The organism is Streptomyces sp. NPDC033136, from assembly GCF_055578235.1.
The window spans coordinates 1-22,409 of the sequence record NZ_JBVIPD010000021.1 but is presented as its reverse complement, the minus strand read 5'-3'; the positions used below and the strand labels follow the sequence as shown (position 1 = coordinate 22,409).

Annotated in this window: 12 protein-coding genes and 2 pseudogenes; 8 read left to right on the top strand and 6 right to left on the bottom strand. The window is 65.4% G+C overall.

Annotation, left to right across the window (positions count from 1 at the left end; genetic code table 11):
* Nucleotides 1-175 precede the first annotated feature (175 nt).
* Nucleotides 176-820: pseudogene (locus ACZ5TL_RS30045) on the bottom strand (DUF5655 domain-containing protein); the annotation flags it as partial.
* 71 nt (nt 821-891) lie between these two features.
* Between ACZ5TL_RS30045 and ACZ5TL_RS30040 the strand changes: the two are divergent.
* Both ACZ5TL_RS30040 and ACZ5TL_RS30035 read left to right on the top strand, forming a co-directional pair.
* Nucleotides 892-2,103, top strand: coding sequence for a tyrosine-type recombinase/integrase (locus tag ACZ5TL_RS30040; protein WP_468593717.1), 1,212 nt, complete (start codon nt 892-894; stop codon nt 2,101-2,103).
* Nucleotides 2,100-4,586 carry a tyrosine-type recombinase/integrase gene (locus ACZ5TL_RS30035; RefSeq protein WP_468593716.1) on the top strand — a complete coding sequence of 829 codons (2,487 nt, stop codon included), beginning with the start codon at nt 2,100-2,102 and terminating at the stop codon, nt 4,584-4,586. Before ACZ5TL_RS30040 ends, ACZ5TL_RS30035 begins: the two co-directional genes overlap by 4 nt.
* 57 nt (nt 4,587-4,643) lie before the next feature.
* Here ACZ5TL_RS30035 and ACZ5TL_RS30030 read toward each other — a convergent pair whose 3' ends face one another.
* The gene (locus tag ACZ5TL_RS30030; protein WP_468593897.1) at nt 4,644-5,453 is read right to left on the bottom strand and encodes a hypothetical protein; all 810 of its coding nucleotides are present in this window, start codon (nt 5,451-5,453) and stop codon (nt 4,644-4,646) included.
* A 46-nt stretch (nt 5,454-5,499) separates the two neighbouring features.
* Nucleotides 5,500-5,763: pseudogene (locus tag ACZ5TL_RS30025) on the bottom strand (DUF5655 domain-containing protein); the annotation flags it as partial.
* Here ACZ5TL_RS30025 and ACZ5TL_RS30020 point away from each other — a divergent pair.
* Nucleotides 5,653-5,928 (top strand): hypothetical protein, encoded by a 276-nt coding sequence (locus ACZ5TL_RS30020; RefSeq protein WP_468593896.1) that lies wholly within the window; start codon nt 5,653-5,655, stop codon nt 5,926-5,928. The pseudogene ACZ5TL_RS30025 and the gene ACZ5TL_RS30020 overlap by 111 nt on opposite strands.
* 167 nt (nt 5,929-6,095) lie before the next feature.
* On the opposite strand, the gene ACZ5TL_RS30015 is transcribed toward ACZ5TL_RS30020, so the two are convergent.
* The 3 genes from ACZ5TL_RS30015 to ACZ5TL_RS30005 all read right to left on the bottom strand — a co-directional run bounded on the left by ACZ5TL_RS30015 (nt 6,096) and on the right by ACZ5TL_RS30005 (nt 12,013).
* Entirely contained in the window at nt 6,096-9,173 is a 3,078-nt protein-coding gene (locus ACZ5TL_RS30015; RefSeq protein WP_468593715.1) for a type I restriction endonuclease subunit R, read from the bottom strand.
* Entirely contained in the window at nt 9,166-10,341 is a 1,176-nt protein-coding gene (locus ACZ5TL_RS30010) for a restriction endonuclease subunit S (RefSeq protein ID WP_468593714.1), read from the bottom strand. Before ACZ5TL_RS30010 ends, ACZ5TL_RS30015 begins: the two co-directional genes overlap by 8 nt.
* Nucleotides 10,342-10,462: 121 nt before the next feature.
* Nucleotides 10,463-12,013, bottom strand: a complete 1,551-nt coding sequence (locus ACZ5TL_RS30005) for a type I restriction-modification system subunit M (protein ID WP_468593713.1) — start codon at nt 12,011-12,013, stop codon at nt 10,463-10,465.
* 527 nt (nt 12,014-12,540) lie between these two features.
* Here ACZ5TL_RS30005 and ACZ5TL_RS30000 point away from each other — a divergent pair.
* The 5 genes from ACZ5TL_RS30000 (at nt 12,541) to ACZ5TL_RS29980 (ending at nt 22,306) form a co-directional block, all read left to right on the top strand.
* Nucleotides 12,541-13,803, top strand: coding sequence for a helix-turn-helix transcriptional regulator (locus tag ACZ5TL_RS30000; RefSeq protein ID WP_468593712.1), 1,263 nt, complete (start codon nt 12,541-12,543; stop codon nt 13,801-13,803).
* Nucleotides 13,804-13,871: 68 nt separating this feature from the next.
* Nucleotides 13,872-15,143, top strand: a complete 1,272-nt coding sequence (locus ACZ5TL_RS29995) for a restriction endonuclease-related protein (RefSeq protein WP_468593711.1) — start codon at nt 13,872-13,874, stop codon at nt 15,141-15,143.
* On the top strand, nt 15,140-18,463 hold the full coding sequence (locus ACZ5TL_RS29990; protein ID WP_468593710.1) for a hypothetical protein: 3,324 nt from the start codon (nt 15,140-15,142) through the stop codon (nt 18,461-18,463). The genes ACZ5TL_RS29995 and ACZ5TL_RS29990 overlap by 4 nt, the downstream gene beginning before the upstream one ends.
* 32 nt (nt 18,464-18,495) lie before the next feature.
* Nucleotides 18,496-21,465, top strand: a complete 2,970-nt coding sequence (locus tag ACZ5TL_RS29985) for an RNaseH domain-containing protein (protein ID WP_468593709.1) — start codon at nt 18,496-18,498, stop codon at nt 21,463-21,465.
* Between the two features lie 44 nt (nt 21,466-21,509).
* A protein-coding gene (locus ACZ5TL_RS29980; protein ID WP_468593886.1) for an IS5 family transposase occupies nt 21,510-22,306 on the top strand; the annotation gives its coding sequence in 2 pieces (ribosomal slippage) (nt 21,510-21,840 and nt 21,840-22,306; 798 coding nt in all).
* The last annotated feature ends 103 nt before the right edge of the window (nt 22,307-22,409 follow it).

Below are 22,409 nucleotides of genomic sequence, written 5' to 3'. Positions count from 1 at the left end.
AAAACACGGAGGGGGGGCACAAAAAGGGGGGGGCCCTTGGTGAACAAAAACTGCCCCCCCCCCGCACCATTGATAGTCCACCGCCACCCCATGCCCGGACGTCGAAAGGCCCCCGCTCACGACCGCAGACACGGCACGAAGCACAGCCCGCGACGAGACGGGCGGCACCATCCGATCATGCCGCCGCGTAGCTTGCCCGGAACAGCTCCTGCGCCCGCTCCACGTCCCTCGGCGTACGGAGCTGCACCTCCAGATCACCCGTCCCGTGGTGACCGAGACCGGACACATCCCGGGTGAACCCCGGAACAAGGTCGACATCCTTCGGGTCGACCTTCAGGTAGACCAGCAGTTTGCTGCGCTGCGGCGGGCACAGGCAGGCGAAGTTCCGCAACCGCTGATACGCCCGGTAGGTCTTGCGCTCAACCCGGTTCACGCCGTCACCGAGCCCAAGCAGGACCTCGTCGACCGCGCTCGCCAACTCCACCATCGACGCGCCCTGGGCGTCGGCCGCCGCCTGGGCAACCGCCCGGCGCCGTACCCGGCGGGGCATCTGCGTGCCACCGCTCACGGAGGCCACGGTCTCAAGCCCGAGCAGGTCACTGCCGAAGAGTCGGTAGCGGACCAGGTCGATTGAGCGCCGGTGCTCGCGTACGGCATGCACGTCGTAGCGGGTGAAGTCGCCGGCGATGCAGATGAGGCGCGGGCCGCTCCACAGGACCTGGGACGCGTCCGTCACCCCGAGCCGGTCGCGGACCAGGTGCTCGAACTCGGCACGGTGGTCCATCAACCAGGCCAGGTAAAACAGCCCCTGATTGATGACCTGTTGACTGAACTACTGGCGGAGTTTCTGCAGGTCAGTGACCTTCTGTTGGACGCATCGTTGAGTCGGCCATGGAGGCATCTCGAGACCTGGCGGCCCTGTCCGTCCCTCTGGTCGGGGAACTGGTGGCCACGGACGATCCGTGGGAGCCCTACCGACTCATCGACCCGGCCGGAGAACCTGTCGAGGGAGCTCGCGCCTTCCTACGGGACCTGCAGGGAGCCGGTCGTTCGGCGGCGACGGCCCGTTCCTACGGGATAGACATGCTGCGCTGGTTCCGCTTCCTCTGGGCTGTCGAGGTGCCGTGGGACCGAGCGAGCCGGATCGAGGCGAGGGACTTCTCCCGCTGGCTTCAGGTCGCCGGACAGCCGAGGCGTCCGCACTGGCGACGCCCGAGCGAGGCGGGCCGGTGGGCCACAGGCGGCAAGCCGTACGCACCGTCGGTACGAGCGCACAGCGAGACAGTGCTGCGGAGTTTCTACGACTTCCACCGCGATATCGGCACCGGGCCGGTCCTCAACCCGTTCCCGCTGGACCGGTCACGTCGCGGCCGGCGGGCTCACGCCCACCGCAACCCGATGGACCCCGCTCGTAACGAACGCGCCGGGCTCTACCGGCCGAGGGTACCCAAGCGGGTGCCCCGCAGTGTCCCGGACGAGGAGTTCAACGAGATCTTCGCCCGGCTCCCGTCGCACCGGGACCGGGCCCTTGTCGCCTTCTATATCTCCACCGGCGCCCGTGCCAGCGAACTGCTCAGCACATGGCAGGCCGGCGTCGATCCAGGGCGCCAGCTGATCTCGGTAATCCGCAAGGGTACCGGCGAGGTCCAGGAACTCCCCGCTTCGACCGACGCGTTCGTCTGGCTGCGGCTCTACCAACTGGAGATGGGCGATGAGCTCCCACGCGGACGGCGTCTCCCGCTGTGGTGGACATTGCGCTCACCGTCGAGCCCACTGACCTACCACGCGGTTCACCGCATGTTCGAGCGGGCGAACGTCAAGGCAGGGACGTCCGCGACGCTGCACGCGCTTCGGCACACCGCCGCGTACCGGATGTCCGAGGACCCCACCCTCCCTCTCACCGATGTCCAATTCGTCCTCGGTCACGCTCAGTTGACCACAACACAGCTCTACCTCACGCCTCGCAAGGAGATGGTGATCCGGCGGCTGCTGGCCCACCATGCCGAACAGACGCGTCAGGCGGCCACCCGCGTCGCCCCGCCTCCGGCAGTCGGCTACCGGCCGGAAAGTCTCGATGTGCTGTTCGGAGCCGGTGCCCGGTGACCATCACCTTGTCGGCGAGTGCCGGCTCCCGCACACCGGCTGCTGGAACATCGCGTCAGCTCACCCGTGGAATGGCCGCCCAGCAGCGCTTCCCCGCCCGGACCATTCCCAGCAGCTGGCCGGGCACCGAGCGCTCCCGCACCGAGGCGGCCAAGTTGCTGTCCCGTCGGCCCTGTACGCTGGAGAACGCGGGCAGCGAGCTCAACCACAAGCACGGCGTCGTCATGGTGCTGGACTGGCTAGAAGACCAGCCGGGACAGACGTGGCAGGAGCGGTGGCAGGCCAGCGGCATCGAGCAGACCGGCGCCGCCTGGCGGCCGGTGATCAAGCAGTGGCTGCACGAGCGCGGCCTGAAGGCAGCCTGGCGCATGCCGGCGGTTGGCCTGGCCTTGACGACGGTGATCAGTGCTGGTCTGCTGCGGCCTTCTGTGGATTGGCTGGCCGCCGGGGCCAGCCGCCGAGGGGTTCTGGTCCGCTCCATGGCCCGCATCCGCGACCCGCAGGGATTCGAGCACCTGCAGGAGATGGGTGCGTCAGCCCAGGGTGTGCGACCGGCCCACGTCAGCGCGGCTCTCTGCCGCGGTGCCCTCATCCTCGCGGCGAAGGGCGGCACCCTGGCCGACATCACCGTTGGCGACGTCCTGGAACTTCTCGAAACCCAAGCCGCGGTTCTCAAGCGAATGACGTCTGGAACCGAGGTGTTCTACCGCCTGCTGCACCAGCTCGGAGCCCTCGGAGAGGCTGCCCCGCGGAACCTGCGGGAGGTCCGCAACCTGGGACAACGGACCCCTGAGGAACTGATCGACCGCTACGGACTGCACTGCCGTCCCGTCCGTGACCTGCTGGTGGACTATCTCCGTGAACGCCAGCCCGCGCTGGACTACAACAGCTTGAAGTCACTCTCCTACCACCTCGGCAAACGCTTCTGGCAGGACATCGAGCACCACCACCCCGACGTCGACAGCCTCCGCCTCTCCCCGGACATCATCGGGCAGTGGAAGCAGAGGATTCGCACAAAGGACAAAACCATCACCGGCCCCGACGGCCGACGCACCAGCACACAGGTCGAGAGGCTCAACCACCGGGACACGCTCACCCAGGTGCGGGCCTTCTACCTCGACATCGGCCAGTGGGCACTGGAAGATCCCGGTCGCTGGGGCCCGTGGGTGGCACCCAGCCCGGTGAGGGCTGACGAGCTGGAGAACCGCAAAGTACAACGACGGCGCAAGGCGAGGATGGACGCACGCACCCGCGAGCGCCTGCCGGTCCTGCCGATCCTCGTCCGCACGGTCGACCAGCGCCGCAAGGACGCTGCCGTAGCACTGGAAGCCGCCCGGCATGCCGGCCCGGGCGAGGCGTTCGCCGGGGCCGGTCAGCAACTCGTACGCGCCGTGGTTCCGCACGGAACGGCTGGCAGAATCTGGGCCGAAGACCCGCACACCGGAAAACGCCGCGATCTGGGACTCGAGGACGAGAGAGCCTTCTGGACCTGGGCCGTAATCGAGGTCTTGCGGGCCACCGGCATCCGCATCGAGGAACTGCTGGAACTCAGCCACCACAGCCTGGTCCAATACCGGCTGCCCACCACCGGTGAACTCGTCCCCCTCCTTCAGATCGTCCCATCCAAGACGGACACGGAGCGGCTGCTGCTGGTCAGCCCCGAGCTCGCCGACGTCCTGAGCGCGATCATCTGCCGAGCCCGGGGCACCACCGGCGCCGTTCCTCTGGTCCGTTCCTACGACCGCCGCGAATGCGCATGGCAGGAGCCGACCCCCTTGCTGTTCCAGCGGCGCATCTGCGGCGAGGACCGCGCGTTCACCGATGAGACCGTCCGCACCATGCTCGACCAGGCCCTCATCGACACCGGCCTGATCGACGCCACCGGCGCCCCACTCCGCTACACACCGCACGACTTCCGCCGGCTGTTCATCACCGACGCGATCCTCAACGGGCTGCCGCCGCACATCGCCCAGGTAATCGCCGGCCACCAGGACATCAACGTGACTCTCGGCTACAAAGCCGTCTACCCCGAAGAGGCCATCCAGGCGCACATGGCCTTCCTCGCCCGCCGCCGGTCCCTCCGCCCGAGCGAGGAATACCGCGTTCCCACTGACGACGAATGGCAGGAGTTCCTCGGCCACTTCGAGCGGCGCAAAGTCTCCATCGGAGCATGCGGCCGCGCGTTCGGCACCCCCTGCATCCACGAACACGCCTGCGTCCGCTGCCCAATGCTCTGGCCCGACCCCGCCCAGCGTGACCGGCTCGTTGAGATCCGCGACAACCTCCTCGCCCGCTTCGCCGAAGCCGAACGCGAAGGATGGCTCGGCGAAGTGGAAGGGCTCCAGGTGAGCCTTGCCGGAGCGCAGGAGAAGCTTGCCCAACTCGACCGACGCCCCGCCGGCCGCAGCGTCGTCGATCTCGGCATTCCCACGATCACCGTTCCCGCCGTTCCACATCAGCATCGGCCAGAGGAGCGAACGTGATCCCGATCTTCCACCAATATGCTGGCTCTGACGGCAATTCAGAGAAGTGAAGAGCCCTCATTCGGCCCCAGGCTCGGACACGTCCGCTTGGAGATCGTTGAGCCATCGAGGTGTCTCAGCCCGCTGCCGGGGCAGCTCACGGGTGAAGGGAAATCTCTCGCCATCCTGATCGAGGAACTTGATCAGTTTGATGAGTGTGTGCTGAATCTCGATCAACCGTGGCTCGACGTAGTACTCATTACCCAGCTCTTGGATGGCCTCGTCCAGAGAGGCGAACCAAGCGCCGAACTCCTGGTCCGTGTCAAGGCGTCGGCAGAACTCCGCATAGCCTATGCAACCCTGATCATCGCCAGTCTGGCTGGCCATCAACCCGCCGATGGCACGCTGTTCGCCCCGAAACAGGCGAAAGCCCGCTCCCTGGTTCCGGTCCGCGCTGAATCGGTTGGAGACCTCGTGAAGGAGATCTACCACCTTCCGGTTGTCCTCTCGGTTGCCCAAGTCCAAGAACTGGACCCGTTGCCGGAGGATCTCCACCCAGTAGAAGTACTCCGCGATCACGTACAGCGTGTTGCGACGGGCGTACTCCCGTTCTTGCGGGGTGCCGTCCCTGTAATAGAGCGTGAGGAACCCGAACTGGCTTCGAGCGATGTTGTAGATCCGGGACTGGAGATCGTAGGCGGCCCACAGGAGCGGGTCGCGGACACGGCTCATGATGTCTTGGCGGGCCACATCCCGGGCATGAGCCGCAGTCTGGCGTTCCAGCTCCGCAGCGAGAAGCGCTTGCCGCCGACTGGCATGCGCGCTGATGGCCACGCTTACCAAGGCCACGGCCGCCGAGATCGAGGCAATGATGAGCTCTGTACTCATGGCTGTGACGGTACGCGATCACAAGGGGAAGGGCAGCTCCACTTAGTTCAGAGAACACGCCGGCATCCGTGCCGCGCTTGTACTCGACGATGACCGGAGAGCCGTTCTCGTCCAGCCCAAGCGAGTCGATCCGGCCCCCGTGCACCGGTCCCGTGCCGTACTCGCTCGCCAGGAACCGGACGCCCAGCAGCGTCTCCATATGCGCCTCGACGAGACTCTGCACATCTGCCTCGATCTCAGCGAGACGCGGCATGACCTCGATCATGCCGCTATTCGTCGTATCCGTGCGGAACAGCTTCAGGCCCGACACCTTCCCCTCCTCGGCTCGCAGATCATCAACGCCGACGAGGTGCGGGATTGTTTCCGCAAGAAGCTTCGATGGTGTGAAGATGGAGTGAGAAGCACTGGCGAGACCACGGCGTCCCACGGGTCACCCGAACGGCCGGATCCCACATACGTCCCACAAAATGCCTGACTACCCGTCACGACGCCGGACGCGCAGGTCAGAGTGGATCAAGGCGGGATACAGCAGGCGCCTTCTGCAGCGCCCGCTTCATTCTGAGAAACAGCGCTTCTCCGAGTCTGCATCGCCCCGCACTGTGAGCCCGGCAACCGACACGGGTTGCCGGGCTTCTCGCATTGTCAGTCAACGAGGTAGTGGGCTTCGACGTAGGCCACGGTGGAGCCGTACGGTTCACCCACCGGCTTCAACATGTACCGGCGGAAGACTGCGGCGGTGGCGCGGCGGACGCCGCGGTTGCGGGCCTCAGCGTTGTCCCATGACTGGGCAAGGGTGCGCTTGACCACCTGGTCGATCTCCTCGGCCAGGTTCTGCTCCGTAACGGTGAGGCCAGGCGGCGCGTGGTCGTGGATGATCCGTGACAGGACACCTACGTGGTCATCGTCCAGTACGACGGCTTCGTCGGGGTGCTTCTCGGCGTTCACGATGGCACGGGCGACCCGGAGCGCTTCGGCCAGGAACTCCAGGGCGTCCTGGGCGTTCTGGATGATCCGGTCCCGTAGCTGCCTGATCCGCTCTGCCAGGGCGGTGTACTTGGCGGATCCCGGCTCAACACCTTTATCCAAGGCCGCCTTGATGTCGTCCAGGATCTCCGCCGCAGACGGCGGCCTCTTGTCTTCGGTGTCGTCCTTGTCGGGCTTGGGACGGACGAGGGCGAGCAGTTCCTTGAGGAACGTGATGCCCTGGGCATCCAGGACGAGGGCTTCTTCCTGGGAGGCGGCCACAGAGAAGGAGTGGACGTGGGCGTTGATTATCTCCAGGACCATCGGCCCCAGCTCGCTCAGTCGCTCCTTCCTTTCCTCGTCGGAGGACTTCTTGAACAGGGTCGTGTACGCAGACCCGAAGAGCCCGAACCCGTCCTGGTACTTGGCGACCCGCTTGTCCGTGTTGATGAGTGGGTACAGGCGGGCCAGAAGCCGGTAGTTCTTGCTGAAGACCTCGGCGGCGTCAGGGTTGGCGTCCAGGAAGCCGTTGATGGCGCGTACGGACTCGTATCCGTGTGCCGTGAGATCGAGGCCGTCGACATCTGCGAGGAGGTCTTCGATGTCGGCGAAGGTGGTGCGGAACTCGGCGACCAGGTCGGTCAGGTCGGTGACGAACCCGCCGCCCTTGCCGGCGGACCCCTCCGAGGTGGGGTCGACGACGGCACGCTGGACCTCTTCGGCCAGGCTGATGTAGTCCACGACCACGCCGGTGGTCTTCACGAATCCGGCCGGGGAGACCCAGGTGCGGTTCGGGCGGGTGATCGTCTGGAACAGGTTGTGAGCCTTCATCGGCTTGTCCAGGTAGAGGACGCCCTCGTTGGGGGCGTCGAACCCAGTCATCAGCTTGGCCGTCACGACCAGGAAGCACAGTGGGTCATCGGGGGTGAGGAATCGCCGCTTCTGGTCCTCCTCGTCGACCTCGGAGAGCCGGTAGGGCCGCATGGCCGCGTCTTCGGTCTTGGCGTCCGAGACGTGGATGTTCACCTCTGCGGTGATCCGATCGTGCTTGCCGACTTCGGCGAGTACCTGTGCCGCTTCGTAGCTGGCCAGCAGCTCGTTGATCTTGTCCGTGTATGCCACGGCCAGCTCACGGTTGTAGGCGACGACCTGCGCCTTCAGCCCGTTGCGATAGGTGCCGGCCAGGTAGTGGTCCACGATGTCCTGGCAGACCGTGTGGATACGTTCGGGGTTGGCGAACACCGAGGTGAGGCGCCCGAACTTGCGGGACAAGGTTTCACGGTCGGGGTCGTCGAGGTCGAATTCGTCGGCGAACTGGTCGAACTCGGCTTGTAGGGCCAGGTCGTTCATCTCGAAGGTGACCGGGTGGGGGTCCAGCATGACTGGAACGGTTGCCTCGTCCTGGAGAGACCGGGACACCGAATACCGGTGCATCACCCTGTTCGGGTCGGTCTCCTCACCGAAGAGAGCGAAGGTGTTGGTGGCGAGGTTCCTGACGGGTGTGCCGGTCATGCCGAAGAACTTCGCGTGCGGCAACGCTGCGCGCATCTGTCCCGCAAGGGACTCTTCCTCGGATGACTGAGTGCGGTGTGCCTCATCGACCAGCACGATGATGTTGCGGCGGGTCGACAGGTTCTTGCCGGCGTCGGCGAACTTGTGGACAGTCGTGGAGATGACGCCGCGCACATCGTCAGCCAGCAGGGAGCGCAACTCCTTGCTGGTGGAGGGCTGGTGGAAGTAGGCGTCGCCCATCGCGGAGGTGAATACCCCGGAGGTTTGGCGCACGAGTTGAGTTCGGTCCGAGAGCAAGATAATGGTGGGCGACTCGGTGCGGGTGTCAGCCAGTAGCAGCGAAGCTGCGAACACCATCAGCAGCGTCTTCCCGCTGCCTTGGTGGTGCCAGACCAGACCTTTCTTGCCGTCGGCCAGGACCCGCCTGTGGATCAGATGGGCGGCCTCCATCTGCGGGTAGCGGGGCAGGTACTTCTTGTCCGGCCCTCCTCCAGAGGTATCGAACAGGGTGAAGTTGGCGAGCATGTCCAGGACTGTGGCCGGGTTGAGCAGCAGTTCGACGGAGCGCTGCACGTCGGCCTGCCCGGACAGGTTCTCGTCGTCGTCAGTGGATCGGAACGGCTGCCACAGGTTCAGGGGCGCACCCGCGGCACCGAACCGCAGCTTCAGCCCGTCGGAGGCGACAGCGAAGACATTGGGGGTGAAGAACCACGGATACTCGGTGGCGTACACGTCGTTGATTTCGCGTGCGGCGTCGGCCCACCCGGACTTAGCGGTCGGTGACTTCACCTCTACGACCACGAGGGGCAGGCCATTGGCCCAGTACACGAGATCGAACCGGCGGGGAGTCTTGCCGGGGATGGTTATCGTCACCTCGTCCGACACGACCAGGGTATTGGTGGTCGGGTGCTCGAAATCGATGACCTTCAAGGCGTGCCACACGCCGTTGGAGCCCCGGAACTCCTTGTGCCCGCGCAGCAGTTCCAGCACCTGCTCGTTGGCTCGCACCAGCCCGCCTTCGACGGCGTTGACCGTGGCGGTGATCTCCTCGACCACGGCGTCCACGTCGAACCCGTCGATCACCTCAGGGTTGAGCCGGACGATGGCGTCCCGCAGCTGGTCGGCGAGCACCGTTTGTGTCGTCTCACGCGGCAGCGACCTGCCCGCTTTGTAGCCCCATCCCATCGGGAGGGACCACTGGATCATCGAGTTCTGAAACTCGCGCTCCCGTATGCCCTTAGCCACAGCTCAGACCCCCCGGGTAGGCAGACTCGATCTCGATGGTCCGGTCCAGGAGCCCCGCCAGCAGCCCCGCCCGGACCTGGCGAAGACGATCAGCCTCCGCACGGGTTGCGGCGATACTGGCGTCGATGGCCTGTACCGCTTCAACCTGGGCTTTGCGTGTCTCGGCGTTGGGCCAGGGAATTTCAAGAGTCTTTAGCCACCGGACGGCAAGGTTACCGAGGCCGGTGCTGCCACTGGCGGACTCGCTCATCTGGTGTTGGATCCTCGGGCTCCGAAGCACGAGATATAGGTAGTCACGTGTCTCGACGTCGAGAGCATCGAGGGTGAATTGGAAGGCCGATACCGCCGCACCGTGTACTTCCTCGGGCGGCAGGTAAACATTGCCGATCCGCTTTCGGTTTCCGTTCGTACGGATCATTACTAGGGACGTCGGACCGATGACCTTGGTGCTCGCCGGTAGCCCCGCCACATAGACCAGCTCGCTCAGGTCGATGGACCCGTCGGGCCTCGTATTGGTGATTTTCAGGACTGTCAGTGCTCCCTCTGACGGGACCGAAGACTCATCCTTGGCCGCCCAAGACGGCCCTGATCCGATTACGGGGCAAAGGCCCCCAAGCGGTTTCGTGCTGCTGGTAGCTGTGCTCGTGAACTCATCCAGCAGCCTGCACTGCACTCGTTCCGCGGCCAAAGTCTCACCGACGAGTGCGGTGACCTGGTCGTCCACCGCATCGAGCATCTCCACGATCCGCGCTTGTACCTCACGGGGCGGGATCGGCAGTTGAATCTGCAGGAGCTGCTCTGGGTTGAGACGCTTACGCCGTTGAACCGTCCCACTCACTCGGTTCTTCATCTCTGCCCACAGTCGCGGCGAGCCACAGACATGCCTCATCCAGTCGGGCATCACTTCTGGGCCAAGCGTGAACGTCGGGAACTCGTTGCTGACGACGAACCCGTCGAACTCGGCAGGTACTACAGTGATCGGGCCCTCCCAGGCGGTCAGCTTTCGCATCACGACCTGATCGGCGTGCAGCACGTTCATTGCTGCGTACTCTGTATCTCCGCCGTCGAGTTCGCCTTTAGCGACAACCCCCTTTCCTGCATTCAAGACCCCGGCTAGGCGGTAGGTTGTTGCGGGCTTCATCGGTGTGCGCTGGATGTCGAGACGCATCACTTCCCCGAGCGGACGAAGCGGATAGCCGTCACTCGCCGAAGCCCTCGATCCCTGCGGCGGGACGGATACCTTGCGACGCACAGGAGTCTCCGGGTCACTGAGGCTGATCTGCTGCCAGTCACTCATCGAAGCCCTCGATCCCGGCGGCAGAGAGGACCGCGAGCATGCGCTGCTCGGCCTTCTGGCGCTCGGCCCGGGCGATGTTGTAGGCGTCGATGAGGGTGCCGAGGTCTTCCTGCTCAGCGGCGGCCTGCTTGATGTAGCGGCCGATATTGAGGTCGTACCCGTTCGCCACGATCTCTGTGGTGGGGACGAACCGTGCCGAGAGGTCAGTCTCTTCGCTGCCGTCGGAGCGCGAGTGGTAGGCGGTCACGATGTTGGTGATGTCTACGTCCGTGAGGACGTTGCGGTTCTTGGCTTTGGTGAATCGTGCGGAGGCGTCGATGAACAGCACGCCGTCCTTCCGCTCCGGGGCCTTGGTGCCAGGGGCACGGAATACGAGGATGCAGGTCGGAATCGTTGTGCTGTAAAAGAGGTTCGCAGGCAGCCCGATCACGGCTTCCAGGAGGTCGTGGTCCAGGACGCGCTGGCGGATGGCTGCTTCCTGGCCGCCTCGGAAGAGGACGCCGTGCGGCAGGACGACGCCGGCGCGGCCCTTCTGCGGGTCCATGCTGGCGATCATGTGCTGCACGAATGCCCAGTCCGCCGACGACTGTGGGGCGACCCCGCCGATGGATCGCGGGTCGTTGGTCCAGGGCTTCCACTTCAGGCTGTAGGGCGGATTGGCGACAATGATGTCGAATTGCTTGACGGACCCGTCCGGCTTCTTGAAACGCGGGTCCCTCAAGGTGTCGCCGACCTCGACCTTGAACTCGGTCAGGTTGTGCATGAAGAGGTTCATGCGGGCCACGCCAGCAGTGTCCGTTACCGCCTCTTGGCCGTTCAGGCTGAGTGTGTATCCCCGCCCGCCGCGGGTCTTCAGGAAGTTCGCGGCGGCGATGAGCATGCCGCCTGACCCGCAAGTGGGGTCGTACACCGACTCGTGGTTCTTGGGGCCTAGCAGATTGATGATCAGCTCGACGACCTCGCGCGGGGTGAAGAACTGGCCGGCGCGGGTGCCTGACCCGTCGGAGAAGCGCTTGAGCAGATACTCGTACGCCCCGCCGAGCACATCATGGGACATATTGCCCTCGTGCATCTTGGGGACGCGGTTCATCGACCGCATGACCGCCGCCAGCACCTCCCCCGGCAGCACCGCTTCGGAAGTCCAGGTCATGGACCCGAACAGACGGGAGAACTTGTCTGGGTTGGCCGACTCGATGGCCTGGAGGGAAGCGCGAACCCGCTGGCCGAGGCCGTGCTGGGCGACGGTGGCGAGGATGGATGACCAAGAGGCGCGGCTCTCGGCGACGGTACCAGGGAAGATAAAGGGGATCTTGAACGTCTGGTAGTTGCTGTACTCGACCTCGTCGGCTTCCTCTGCCGAGAGGTCGAGGTCCTCGTTCTCCTTGAGGAAGGTCTGGTGATTGTGCTCCCAGGTATCCGACAGGTACTTCCAGAACATCAGAGGAAAGACGACCGAGGAGTACTGCGCTTCGGGCATCGCCACGCGCAGCTCGTCGGCGGCGTCCCACAACCGGTTCTCGATCTCCTGCTGGGTCACTGCCATCAGTCGGGGGTGTCCTTGCTCGTCACAGGGTGGCGACCCGAAGGTCGTGTTGTTCCTATCAGTCAGCCCAATATGGGGATGCTGGGCGCGCATCCGCCGGACACACCGCCGAGTGGACATGCGCAGGGCGCCGCATCCCTGTGCGGACGACCCGCCAACGATATCCCTCCCCAGGACCACGAAATACGGCAATCGCGCCCAGCAGGCGACACCCCGAGAGACTGACGGAGACGGCGCCACAGCGACGCCGTGGGCCTGGCCATCCGATGGCACGGCCCCGTCGGCGACCGCCCGCGACGTCTGGCGCGTCCGCCCCTCGTGATCGACAGGTCGCGCCTTCGATCGCCCGCCCGGCAGGTGCATGACTCGGCCCAGATGCGCTCTTGGAAGACGGCGCCATCTACGCCCTCAACACCGACGGCTCGATCCCGGAACACGCTCCTGACGGCCTCTGGGCTTCAGGCACGCCCCCGCACTCGCTTGAACTCATCTCCACACTGACAGCCACCCGGCGCTGATCAGTTGCCATGAAGTCTTCACTGAGGTTTTCTACGAGTATGCCGAGGCATCTGCTAGCCGTTGAGCACACCAAGATCAAGGCGCTGCGCGAGGAGGCTGGGCTCACTCCGCAGGAGCTTGCTGATCTTGTGGGGGTTACATACCGCGTGGTCGTGTACTGGGAGGAGGGCAGGTATGTGCCTGAAGCCAGGAACGTGCGGCGGCTCGCGGATGCTCTGGGCTGCGCCACCGCCGACCTCACGGGTACGCCCAGCGGGTCCGAGACGCTGGTTGACCTCCGGTACGCCGCTGGTCTCACCGCTGAGGAGGTCGCCACCCGCCTTCGCGCGACTGCCGTCGGCCGTGATCTGTTCGTGGACGCACACAAAGTCCGCAGCCTGGAGCGGGGTCGTCAGGTGTCCGGCTGGAACTGGAGGAAGCCGGGGCACACGGGCCGACTCGTGCAGCAGCTTGCCGCCGTGTACGAGGTGCCGGTCCGGATGGTGGTGGACGCCTGGATGCGTACGCGTCCGGCTGATGAGCCCCCTCGTCTGCCCGAGCGGGAGCGGCACGGTCCGCCGGCGTCAGCAGTCGAGGGTTGGGAGGGGCTGAATGAACGGCAGCGGGTTTATCTGGGGGAAATCCTGCGCGATGACAAGATGACTGAAACTGAGATGTGGATGCGCCGGCAGAACCAGGTCAGGGTTCCGCCGGCCAAGCAGTGGCGCAAGTTGCCGTTCGCTCTCGACGCACCCATGGAAGTAGTCGGCCACACGCGCCTTCAGCAGCGACTGCGGAGCGCTGGCGTCCATGATCAGGGGGCGGGGGCCACCCTCCACTCCCTGGAGCGGCTGGGACTGATCAAAGTGACCAAGGACCGCGTAGAGGTTCCGGGGGTCGGTGAGGTAGACCGGACCCTCGTGGAGATTACGCGCCGCGGCCGTGCCTGTGCCCGCGCTGGACTGGGAGAGCCCGCGGAGTCGGTACCTCCCGCGCATCTGCTGTCTGAATGGTTGTGGGGCGTTCTGCTGCGTGTCGCCGCGGCCGGCCCGGAGGGTCTCCACGAGAGCGAGCTGACGGGTAAGTCCCTGTTCTACTTGGCTGTGGGTTATCGGCCGAAACGCCAGGCGCATCCCAGCAGAGGCTTCATCGAACTGCGTCCCCGGATGGCGCCGGGTGATACGCACGTCCTCGAGTACCGGTGGCACACCACCGGTCTCGGGCAGCAGCACATTGCCTCCTACCTGCACGTCTATACGGAGATGTACCCGGCTGCGGCGTCTCCAGCGTAATGATCATTTAGGGCGGTCCGAGGCCGTTCCGGGGGCATTGTCAGACCCGTGCTCTACCGTCGTCTCCCGTGACGACCCATGTCGATGATGACGGCCTGACGTTCTCGCATTTCGAGGCGTTCCGCCTGATCAACTTCACCTTCATCAAAGCTTGTCAGACGATCACCGCCCCGGACCTGAGCCCGAGGGACCGGGCCGAGAAGCTGATGCGGTACCACGGGGACTTGCTCGCCGCGTACGGTCCCGGAGTGCCGCTGTCGTTCGGCGAGTTCCGCCGAAGGCTGCGCGGTCCCATCGACGGCCTGCTCCCGCCGTGGCTGGACCGGTCCGGCTTCGGCGATCTCGACTTTCCCGTTGTTGACGCCGAGGGCTGCGTCACCGGCAACGCCTTCGATCTGCAGTGGGAGACCTCCCAGCTGCACCGGATTTTGAAGCGGCTTCGGCGGATTGGCCGGATGCGGTTCACCGAGGAGCAGCTTCAGGACGAGATCGACCAGGATCAGATGTACGAGATCCTCAAGGGCCGCGGTGACGCCCAGTACGTCAAGGACCGCACCACGCTGGTGGAATGCCCGGCCGGCACGGCCGTGGAGCTGAACAAGCGCGGCCTGCCCCTCAACGCGATCGGCTTCTACGAGCCGATCCCGTACCACGCCGTCTACCGCACCTGGTGGTTCCCCTGCACGGTGTGCAAGTGGCCCATGAAGATCAGCAAGCGGATGAGTGCGGGCCGCGAGTACTACCGCGTCGCCTGCCTCTACGGCCGTCACGCCGATACCGGTGCCAGCTTCATGTTCCGGCCTACGTCCGGAGACGCGCCGCAGCTGCATCCGGACAGCCCCGACACCCCGCCTCCGCACGAGGCAGCGCTCGCGCTGGGGGGCACGGGTGCTGTGCCGGAGGCGAAGCCGGTTGAGGGGCATCTGGCCCTCAAGCGCGGCGTGTGGCGCTACACCTGCGTGCCCGGCCTGCACGAGCTGCGTCTGCACACCGTTCTGCGGGAGCATCTGGCCGCCGCACTGGCTGATGTGGACGAGGCCGTCAAGCTCTGGCCGATGAGCGATGCCTACGACCATCGCATCGAGGTCAAGGGCCCTGACGGGAGCACGCACGTCTTCACCGTGGATGTGAAGGACTACACCCACGGCCGTGTCCTGGCCGAGAGCCTGCACCGCAACGAGGGCGACAAGGGCGGCGCCGAATGGCTCGTCGTTCCCGACCACCGCGCCGACCAGATCCCCCTGCTGACCGTGACCTGCCACAAGTACGGAATGAAGGCCGCGACCATGACCGACTTCGCCAAGATGGTCTGCCAGAGCGCCGGGGTGGTGTGGGCATGAGCCAGATGACTGTCAGGGACGCCTTCGTCCGCGCCGCGCTGGCCCTGGCCGCCCACTACTTCCCGCAGCACGATGACGACGGCAAGCCGCTGGCCTCCTTCCGCCACGCGGCGTTCTTCGCCAGCTGCAAACCCCAGGCATGGGAGAGATGGACTGAGCTGGGCGGTGAGGAACGACTGCTCGTGGCCGAGGTGATGAAGCTCAGCAAGCCCGACCTCGCCGACGAAAAGCGGTTCGCCTCCGCCGCGCGGATCCTCCTGGGCGCCATGGACAGCGCCGACGAGGAGGACGAGGAGACCACCCTCCAGCTGTTCACCCTGGCCGGTGATCCTCTTACCGCCACCGCGGCCTACCCCCTGTTGGGAGGGGACTACCTCGGCTACGCCAAGAGTCTTCTCGCGCCCTACCGGCGGCCGAGCAGCAGACGCAAGCCTCACGAGTTCGCCGCGCCGGGCCAGACGTACGAGACCAGCGAGCGCACCGACGGCAACGAGATCGTCCACGGCCGCGTGACCATCCCCCGCTTCCCCGCCTTCACCCAGCCACTCGGCCATGACACGCTTCCCGCCCTCACCACCCGGCCCAGCCTCGGCACCGTCCGGGTCACCGTCCAGGAACTCAAGGACATCGCGCAACTCCTGGACACCCAGTACGAGGACACGGAGGCGGGCCCCTGGCTGTACAAGGTGCTGACGGGCCTGCTCGACCGGGTGAAGGCCCGCGACACCGACACCGTCGACGTACTGGATCTCCTGGCCGGCCGGACCCAGATTTTCCACGCGCCGACCGGAACCGGTAAGTCCGTGCTGGTTCGGCTCCTGGGCTCGTGGGCCGCGCTCAACGACTACCGCGTCACCCTCCTCGTCCCTGATGTCAAGGCCACTCTCGCCTCTGTCTGGGACATCAGCCATGACCTCGAGATCCTGCACGAGGCGGGCAAGACCGAGCACCTGGCGACGTGTGCTCCGCTGATGTCGCCGTCTTCACGGCACGAGCGCGCCCTCAAGCACGCGGCCCTCGTCAAGGAGGATCCCGACGCCCCCGGGGAATGGGGCAAGCGAGGCCGCCGTGACGTCGACCACCTCGCCTACGGGTGCGCACAGCAGCACTGGCTCGACTCCGCCGGCGTCTACCGCCCCGGTAAGGAGAACTGCCTGAGCCTGCGCGGCGGCGGTGAGATGCTGGCCTGCCCCTGGATCCCGATCTGCGGCAAGTTCACCCCCGCTTACCAGGCCGCTGAAGCCACGGTGATCGTCACCAATCACCACAACTTCATCCAGGGCACCATGCGGGTGGGAATCCAGATCGACGGCCGCCCGGTCCGGTCCGTCACCGTCCGCGAGTTCGTGATCCGCGCCAGTGATTTCGTCATCATCGACGAGATCGACGCCTTCCAGGCCGTCGCCGTCGACCGGTGCGCCACCACGGTCGACCTGCACTCCCGGCGCCCGTGGACGGCAGAACCGCAGGTTTTGGACACCGCGGCCAAGCACCTTCCTCTGCGCTTCGAGGATCAGCTCATTGAACCGGTCAGCCATGTCCGGCTCATGGCCGAGTCGCTGCTGACCGGCCTGTGCACCAAGGCATTCCGCCTCAACCACCACGACGACGCCCGGGTCCCGCGGCTGCGGCACGAATACGACTACGAGGGTTGGCGCCTGCCACGCTCCAAGGACCGAGAGCTCATCGGCCTCTTGTTCCCCGAATACCCGGTCAGTGACGGCCAGCCGCTTCCCGCCGAGGCCATCGCCCGGCTCAACGCCCTGGTACCGGCACCCGACCTCGGCGAAGACGACGAGACGGCTCCTGCACCCATGCTCTTGGACCCCGAGTGGGAACGGGTAAGCAGCGTCCTCGGGGCCGTCGTGTCACCGCGCGGCATCAACCAGCGTGACGCGCTCAAACTCAGGCTCCACGAGGCCCTCGCCCCGATGCTCAGCGACGGCCGCGCTCGCAACCGGGCCATCGACCACCTCCTCATCCGCACGCTGATGAGCGAACTGGACGTGTCACTCGCCGTTCTGCGCGACACCGCCCAGTCCCTGCGTCACTCCGGGCTGCTTAGCGCCAACCGCATCATCGACTCGATGCGCTCAGGCGGCATCGCCGACGTACTTCCGCACGGAACAATCGGCAGGCCGATCAACGGCTACCGGGTCACTGGCATGAAGAATCCGGAGAAGGACGCCAAGCTCTCCACGCAGCAGATGGCCGGCGACCCGCACACCTACGTGTCGGAACTCGGCGGACTCGTCTCACTGATCACCGCCGGCGTGGAGCGTCCCATCTTCGGGCTCTCCGCCACGGCTTACTTCCCCCAGGCGGTCAAGGAACACGTCCACGCGCCCGTGATGTGGTGGATGACCGACGCCCAGGAAGAATCCATCCTGGTCGAGTCGTCGGCCGTCACCTTCGGCAACGGCCACCGAAAGGCCGGAGAACGCATCCCGATCGCTGGCCAGTTTCCCTCCGACAAGCCCGAAGCCCTGCGCGAGATCGGTGAACGCCTGTACGAGACAAAGTTGTCGAGGAAACTTACGCGCCTGGCCAAATCGGAATCGACCCGCACTCGCGCCCGCGTGATCCTCACCGCCAACAGCTACGAGCAGTGCGGCCACATCGCGACCGGCCTCGCCAAGGCGAAAGGGCTCTCCCACCGCGTGTGCGTCCTCGTCCGGGAAGAGGACCGCCTCAGCAACGTCCGCCACCTCCCCGACCCCTCACTGGTGCGCCGCATCACGGTCGAAGAGGTCGAGGAATTCCCCCAATTCGGCGACATCCTGATCGCTCCCCTGGCTAACATCGCCAGAGGACTCAACATCGTCGTCAATCTCCGCTCAGCCATCCACTCCATCTACCTGTGTGTGAGGCCCCCGCTGATCATCGACGATCCCACCTGGATGTACGGGAGCGTCAATGCCGCAGGCATCAACTCGTTGCCCGTGTCCGGCACATCGGATCCCGTCCAGGCTCTACAGGCAGCCCAAACCGCCGCACGCGACCACCTGAGCACCATCCTGCGCTCCTCCCCACAGCTGTCGACGATGGACCTCGTCCTCCAGGAACAGATGGTCGCCGGAATGCTGGTGTCCCTCATCCAGCTCGCCGGCCGAGCACGACGCGGTGGTACCAACATGGAACTGCACTTCGTGGACTACGCCTTCCATGACGAGACATGGAGCTCCGACCTGGCCAGCATCATCGAACGCATGGCCTCCCGGTGGCTGCCGGAAGAACGTCGGCAGATGGCCGAACTGTACGGCGAAGCGGTCAACGCCTTCCTGACTTACGCAGGCGTCGACCTCGCCCTCTCCGCATAGCCCAGCGCTTCTTCCCGAAAGAGATCACAGCATTGAGCGACACCACCGCAACTCTCCCGAGCACCCTCACCCTCCGCTGCACCCCCGAACTCGTGCAAGGGCAGAAGGTGTACGTACGGATTTTCCCGCGCAACGTGCGGGATGAATGGGAGAAGCTGAAGGGCGACGGAGCCGACGAGCAGAAGAGCCAGCAGCATCCGGACGAGAAGAAGAACCTGCCGTACTCGACCGCTCTGACCTACCTGAAGTTCAAGACCGGGGGGTACGTCCACCTCGACCGGTACCTCAACTTCCTGGTCTCACTGGAGAAGATTGACGACGAGACCCTGCGCCACGTCTTCCGCTGCGTCGTCGGCTACAGCAAGGGGCTGAACACCGACCAGGCCGTCCTCCTCGACGTACCGCCGGTGGCCGAAGCCATCGCGAAGACTCCCGAGCAGGAATTCGACATGGCGCGGCTCCTTAAGCCGGTGCCGGGCAGGCAGCCGAAGTGTCCCGACTGGATGTACGTGGCCGTGCCATGGGTGATCTCCAAGAAGCTCGCCCAGGAGAAGTTCACCATCTACGACCTCGTCCCGATCACTGAGAAGGTCGCCGCGAAGGAGAAGAACGGCTCTCCCAAGCTCGACGCCGACGGCGAACAGGTTTACAAGAACCGCACGATCGGTTGGAAAGCCAACCCGAACAAAAGGAAAGTCACCTACCTCCCCGACAGCCGGGGCGGCCTCATCGCCTGGGATCACCCCTTCGGGCGCAAGTACAACCTCCGTGACGACGCAACCGAGGTCAACGAGGCCACCAAGGCCCAGTACGCGATGTCCCGGCTCTCGGTGGTCATGAAGACCGAGCCCAACATCGTCCACCCTGTCATCTTCCTGGACGCCCATGTCACCCGCGTCCACAGCAACATGGTCTACGCGAAGTCCACGCACATCTACCAGGGCAGCGACGGCCTTCCCATCCTGCACACCGAGCTGGTACGCAACGGCAGCGTCCGAGCGGTCAACCAGCGCGCCCTGGAACTGCTCGCACGAGACGAGATGGACATCAGCGTCCTGCAGGCGCTGCACACGCGCGTCACTGAAGAGCGGTCCCTGTTGGAGAAGGCCGCCGAGGAGGGGGAATTCCCCTCGTTCATTACTCCTGACGCCGGCGTCATCCGCCCGCTCATGCCGAGGAACGACAACTTCGCTGTCGGCACGGGACCTGGCACCCTGCATCTGCGGCTCCTGGCCGAGCACGTCTCCAAGGTGCTGGGCGAGAAAGCCACCTGGGTCGACTTCACGGTGGAACCGATGACCTTCGAGCCGCGCCCCACGGACAAACAGAAGATGGCCCCGCAGGAGCGTGCAAGCCGCATCGAGGCCGGCGAGCTCCTGCACACCATCGGCTTTCCCCCGCCCGAAGAGATCACCGCTTCCGTGAAGGCCCAGGGCTTCGAGCACCTGCGGATCGTATGCCTGTGGTACCGCTGGAACACCCGCCTGCGCATGATCAACGCGCTGTCCCTCGCCTTCCCGGACGGCCCGCCAATCGGCGATCCGGGGCCAGGCGAGGAGGTCTTCCTCGCTCCCGGCATCAGCGTGGTGTTCCGTCAGGCTGAGCGCTTCCTGTCACACGGTGACGACGTCAACCGGACCGTGGAGTTCAAATCCCTCGAAGACGACTTCGCCGACAGCGAGTCGCAGGTACTGGTTGGCGCGTGGTGCGAGACCGAGATCCCGGCGCTGAAGAAGAAGGACGGAGAGAAGCGGAACGCCTTCCTGCTGCGCAAGGAGCGCTATGACGGGAAGTTCCAGGTCCGCCGCTTCCTGGCCAAGAAGGACTTCGTCTGCCAGTTCACCTCGGGAATGAAGCCAGGGACGTTCGGAAACCCTGCAACAGAAATCAGTCCTCCGAAGCCGGGGAAAGACCACGCCGCTTACATGGCGCTCCTCGATCTGTACCGCTCACTCGGGATCATCGACCAGCGCCTCGCGCGGGCCATCGCGAAGGACAGGAAGGGCCACGAGGCGTGGAAACTCGTCTACTGCGGGATCCACGCCCGCCGGCAGGCGAAGACCGCCGATGGCAAGCACACCAAACGCATCATCGTTGCCACCGCCCTGTTCCCGCCGGAGGAGGAGGGCGACGCCTGGACGATGCGAGCGTGGACGCCCCAAATCGGGGCCTGGGTGCCCTACCGGGAGGCAATCGCTGCCTTCCACGCCAGTGACTACGCACTCCACGTCGACGGCAAGGGCGAGACGGACAAGGAACGCTGGGCGGAAGCAGCAGCACACGTCGAAGACGCCCTCTCCAGCCTCGTACGCGACGAGCTGGAACCCGGCATGGGCTATGTCGTCATGGTCGACGGGCACGCCTGCCGACGGATGTGGACGGGCCTGCACAACGAGAATCAGAGCTACCAGGAAGAGGACATCACCGATCCGCGCACCTGGCTGCCGGGGTACGGCAAAGGCAAGAACGCACCTCGTAAGAAGCCGAGCGCGGTCATCCGGATGAACGTCGCCGCGGACGAGGTACCTCAGTACGTCCCTGTCCCCCGCGAGAGCGACCCGGAGACCGAAAAAGAGTCCATCACGTTCGCATCGGCCAAGCTGCACCGCGCCAACGTCGACTTCGGTAACCCCTTCTGGATCCTCTTCAACATCCCGCGCAACTACCAGGCCAAGGGTGGAGACCTGGGTAAAACCATTACCCGCTGGGACGCCGACCCGGGCAAGGGTGGGGAGGAGGGGGAGCGAGAGACGAACGAGCTCAAGACGCCGTGGTGGGCGATCACGGCGACCGAGATCTACCCGGTCGGTGTGGCCGATGGGGTCGACCGGACGATGCTCGCACGGGCGACCGCGCGCTTGTGCCACCAGACCATCGCCTGGTCCGACCGCTCGCGCTACCCCGTGCCCCTGCACGCAGCCAAACAGCTCGACCTCGACCACCCTCAGTACCGGCGGTCGGCGCCGCCCGAAGAGCAGGGTGACGAAGCCACCGACGACTAAGAGGTCATCTCATTTGGGCTGTTCGATAGTCTGCCGTCGTGGGGATCGTTGAGCGTCTCGTGCCAGATGAGTTGTGGGAGCTGTTCGAGCGGGTGGTACCGCCCGCTCCGTCCCGCCCGCAGGGCGGTGGCCGACGGCGGTACGGAGACCGGGAGGTCCTGGCGGCGATCATCTTCGTGGCCACGTCGGGTTGCACGTGGCGGCAGTTGCCCCCGTCGTTCGGGCTCTCGGGGCCGACAGCCCACCGGCGGTTCACCGAGTGGACCAAGGCCCGGGTCTGGGCCAAGCTCCATCGGCTGGTCCTTGACGAGCTAGGCAGGCGTGGAGAGCTGGACTGGAGCCGGTGCGCGATCGATTCGGTGAACATGCGCGCGATGAAAGGGGGGATCTGACAGGTCCGAATCCTGTTGACCGGGGCAAGAAGGGCTCAAAGATCCACTTGATCACCGAGTGGACCGGTCTGCCCCTCTCGATCGGCATCTCCGGCGCGAACCTCCACGACAGCCAGGCCCTCGAACCGCTCGTCTGCGGCATCCCGCCGATCCGCTCCCGCCGCGGACCCCGCCGACGGCGCCCCGCCAAGCTGCACGCGGACAAGGGCTACGACTACGACCACCTGCGCCGATGGTTACGCAAGCGCGGGATCACCCACCGCATCGCCCGCAAGGGCATCGAGTCTTCCAAGCGGCTGGGCCGCCACCGCTGGACCATCGAACGCACCATGGCCTGGCTCGCCGGCTGCCGCCGACTCCACCGACGCTACGAGCGCAAAGCCGACCACTTTCTGGCCTTCACCAGCATCGCCTGCACCCTCATCTGCTACCGAAGACTCACCAAATGAGACGACCTCTAAGAAGCCGTTGTCTTACCGGATGTGATCACTGAGTTTCCGCTGTTCAGGCATGGTTCCGGCGTCGTCGTGGGAGCGTTCGGGCGATCAGTTC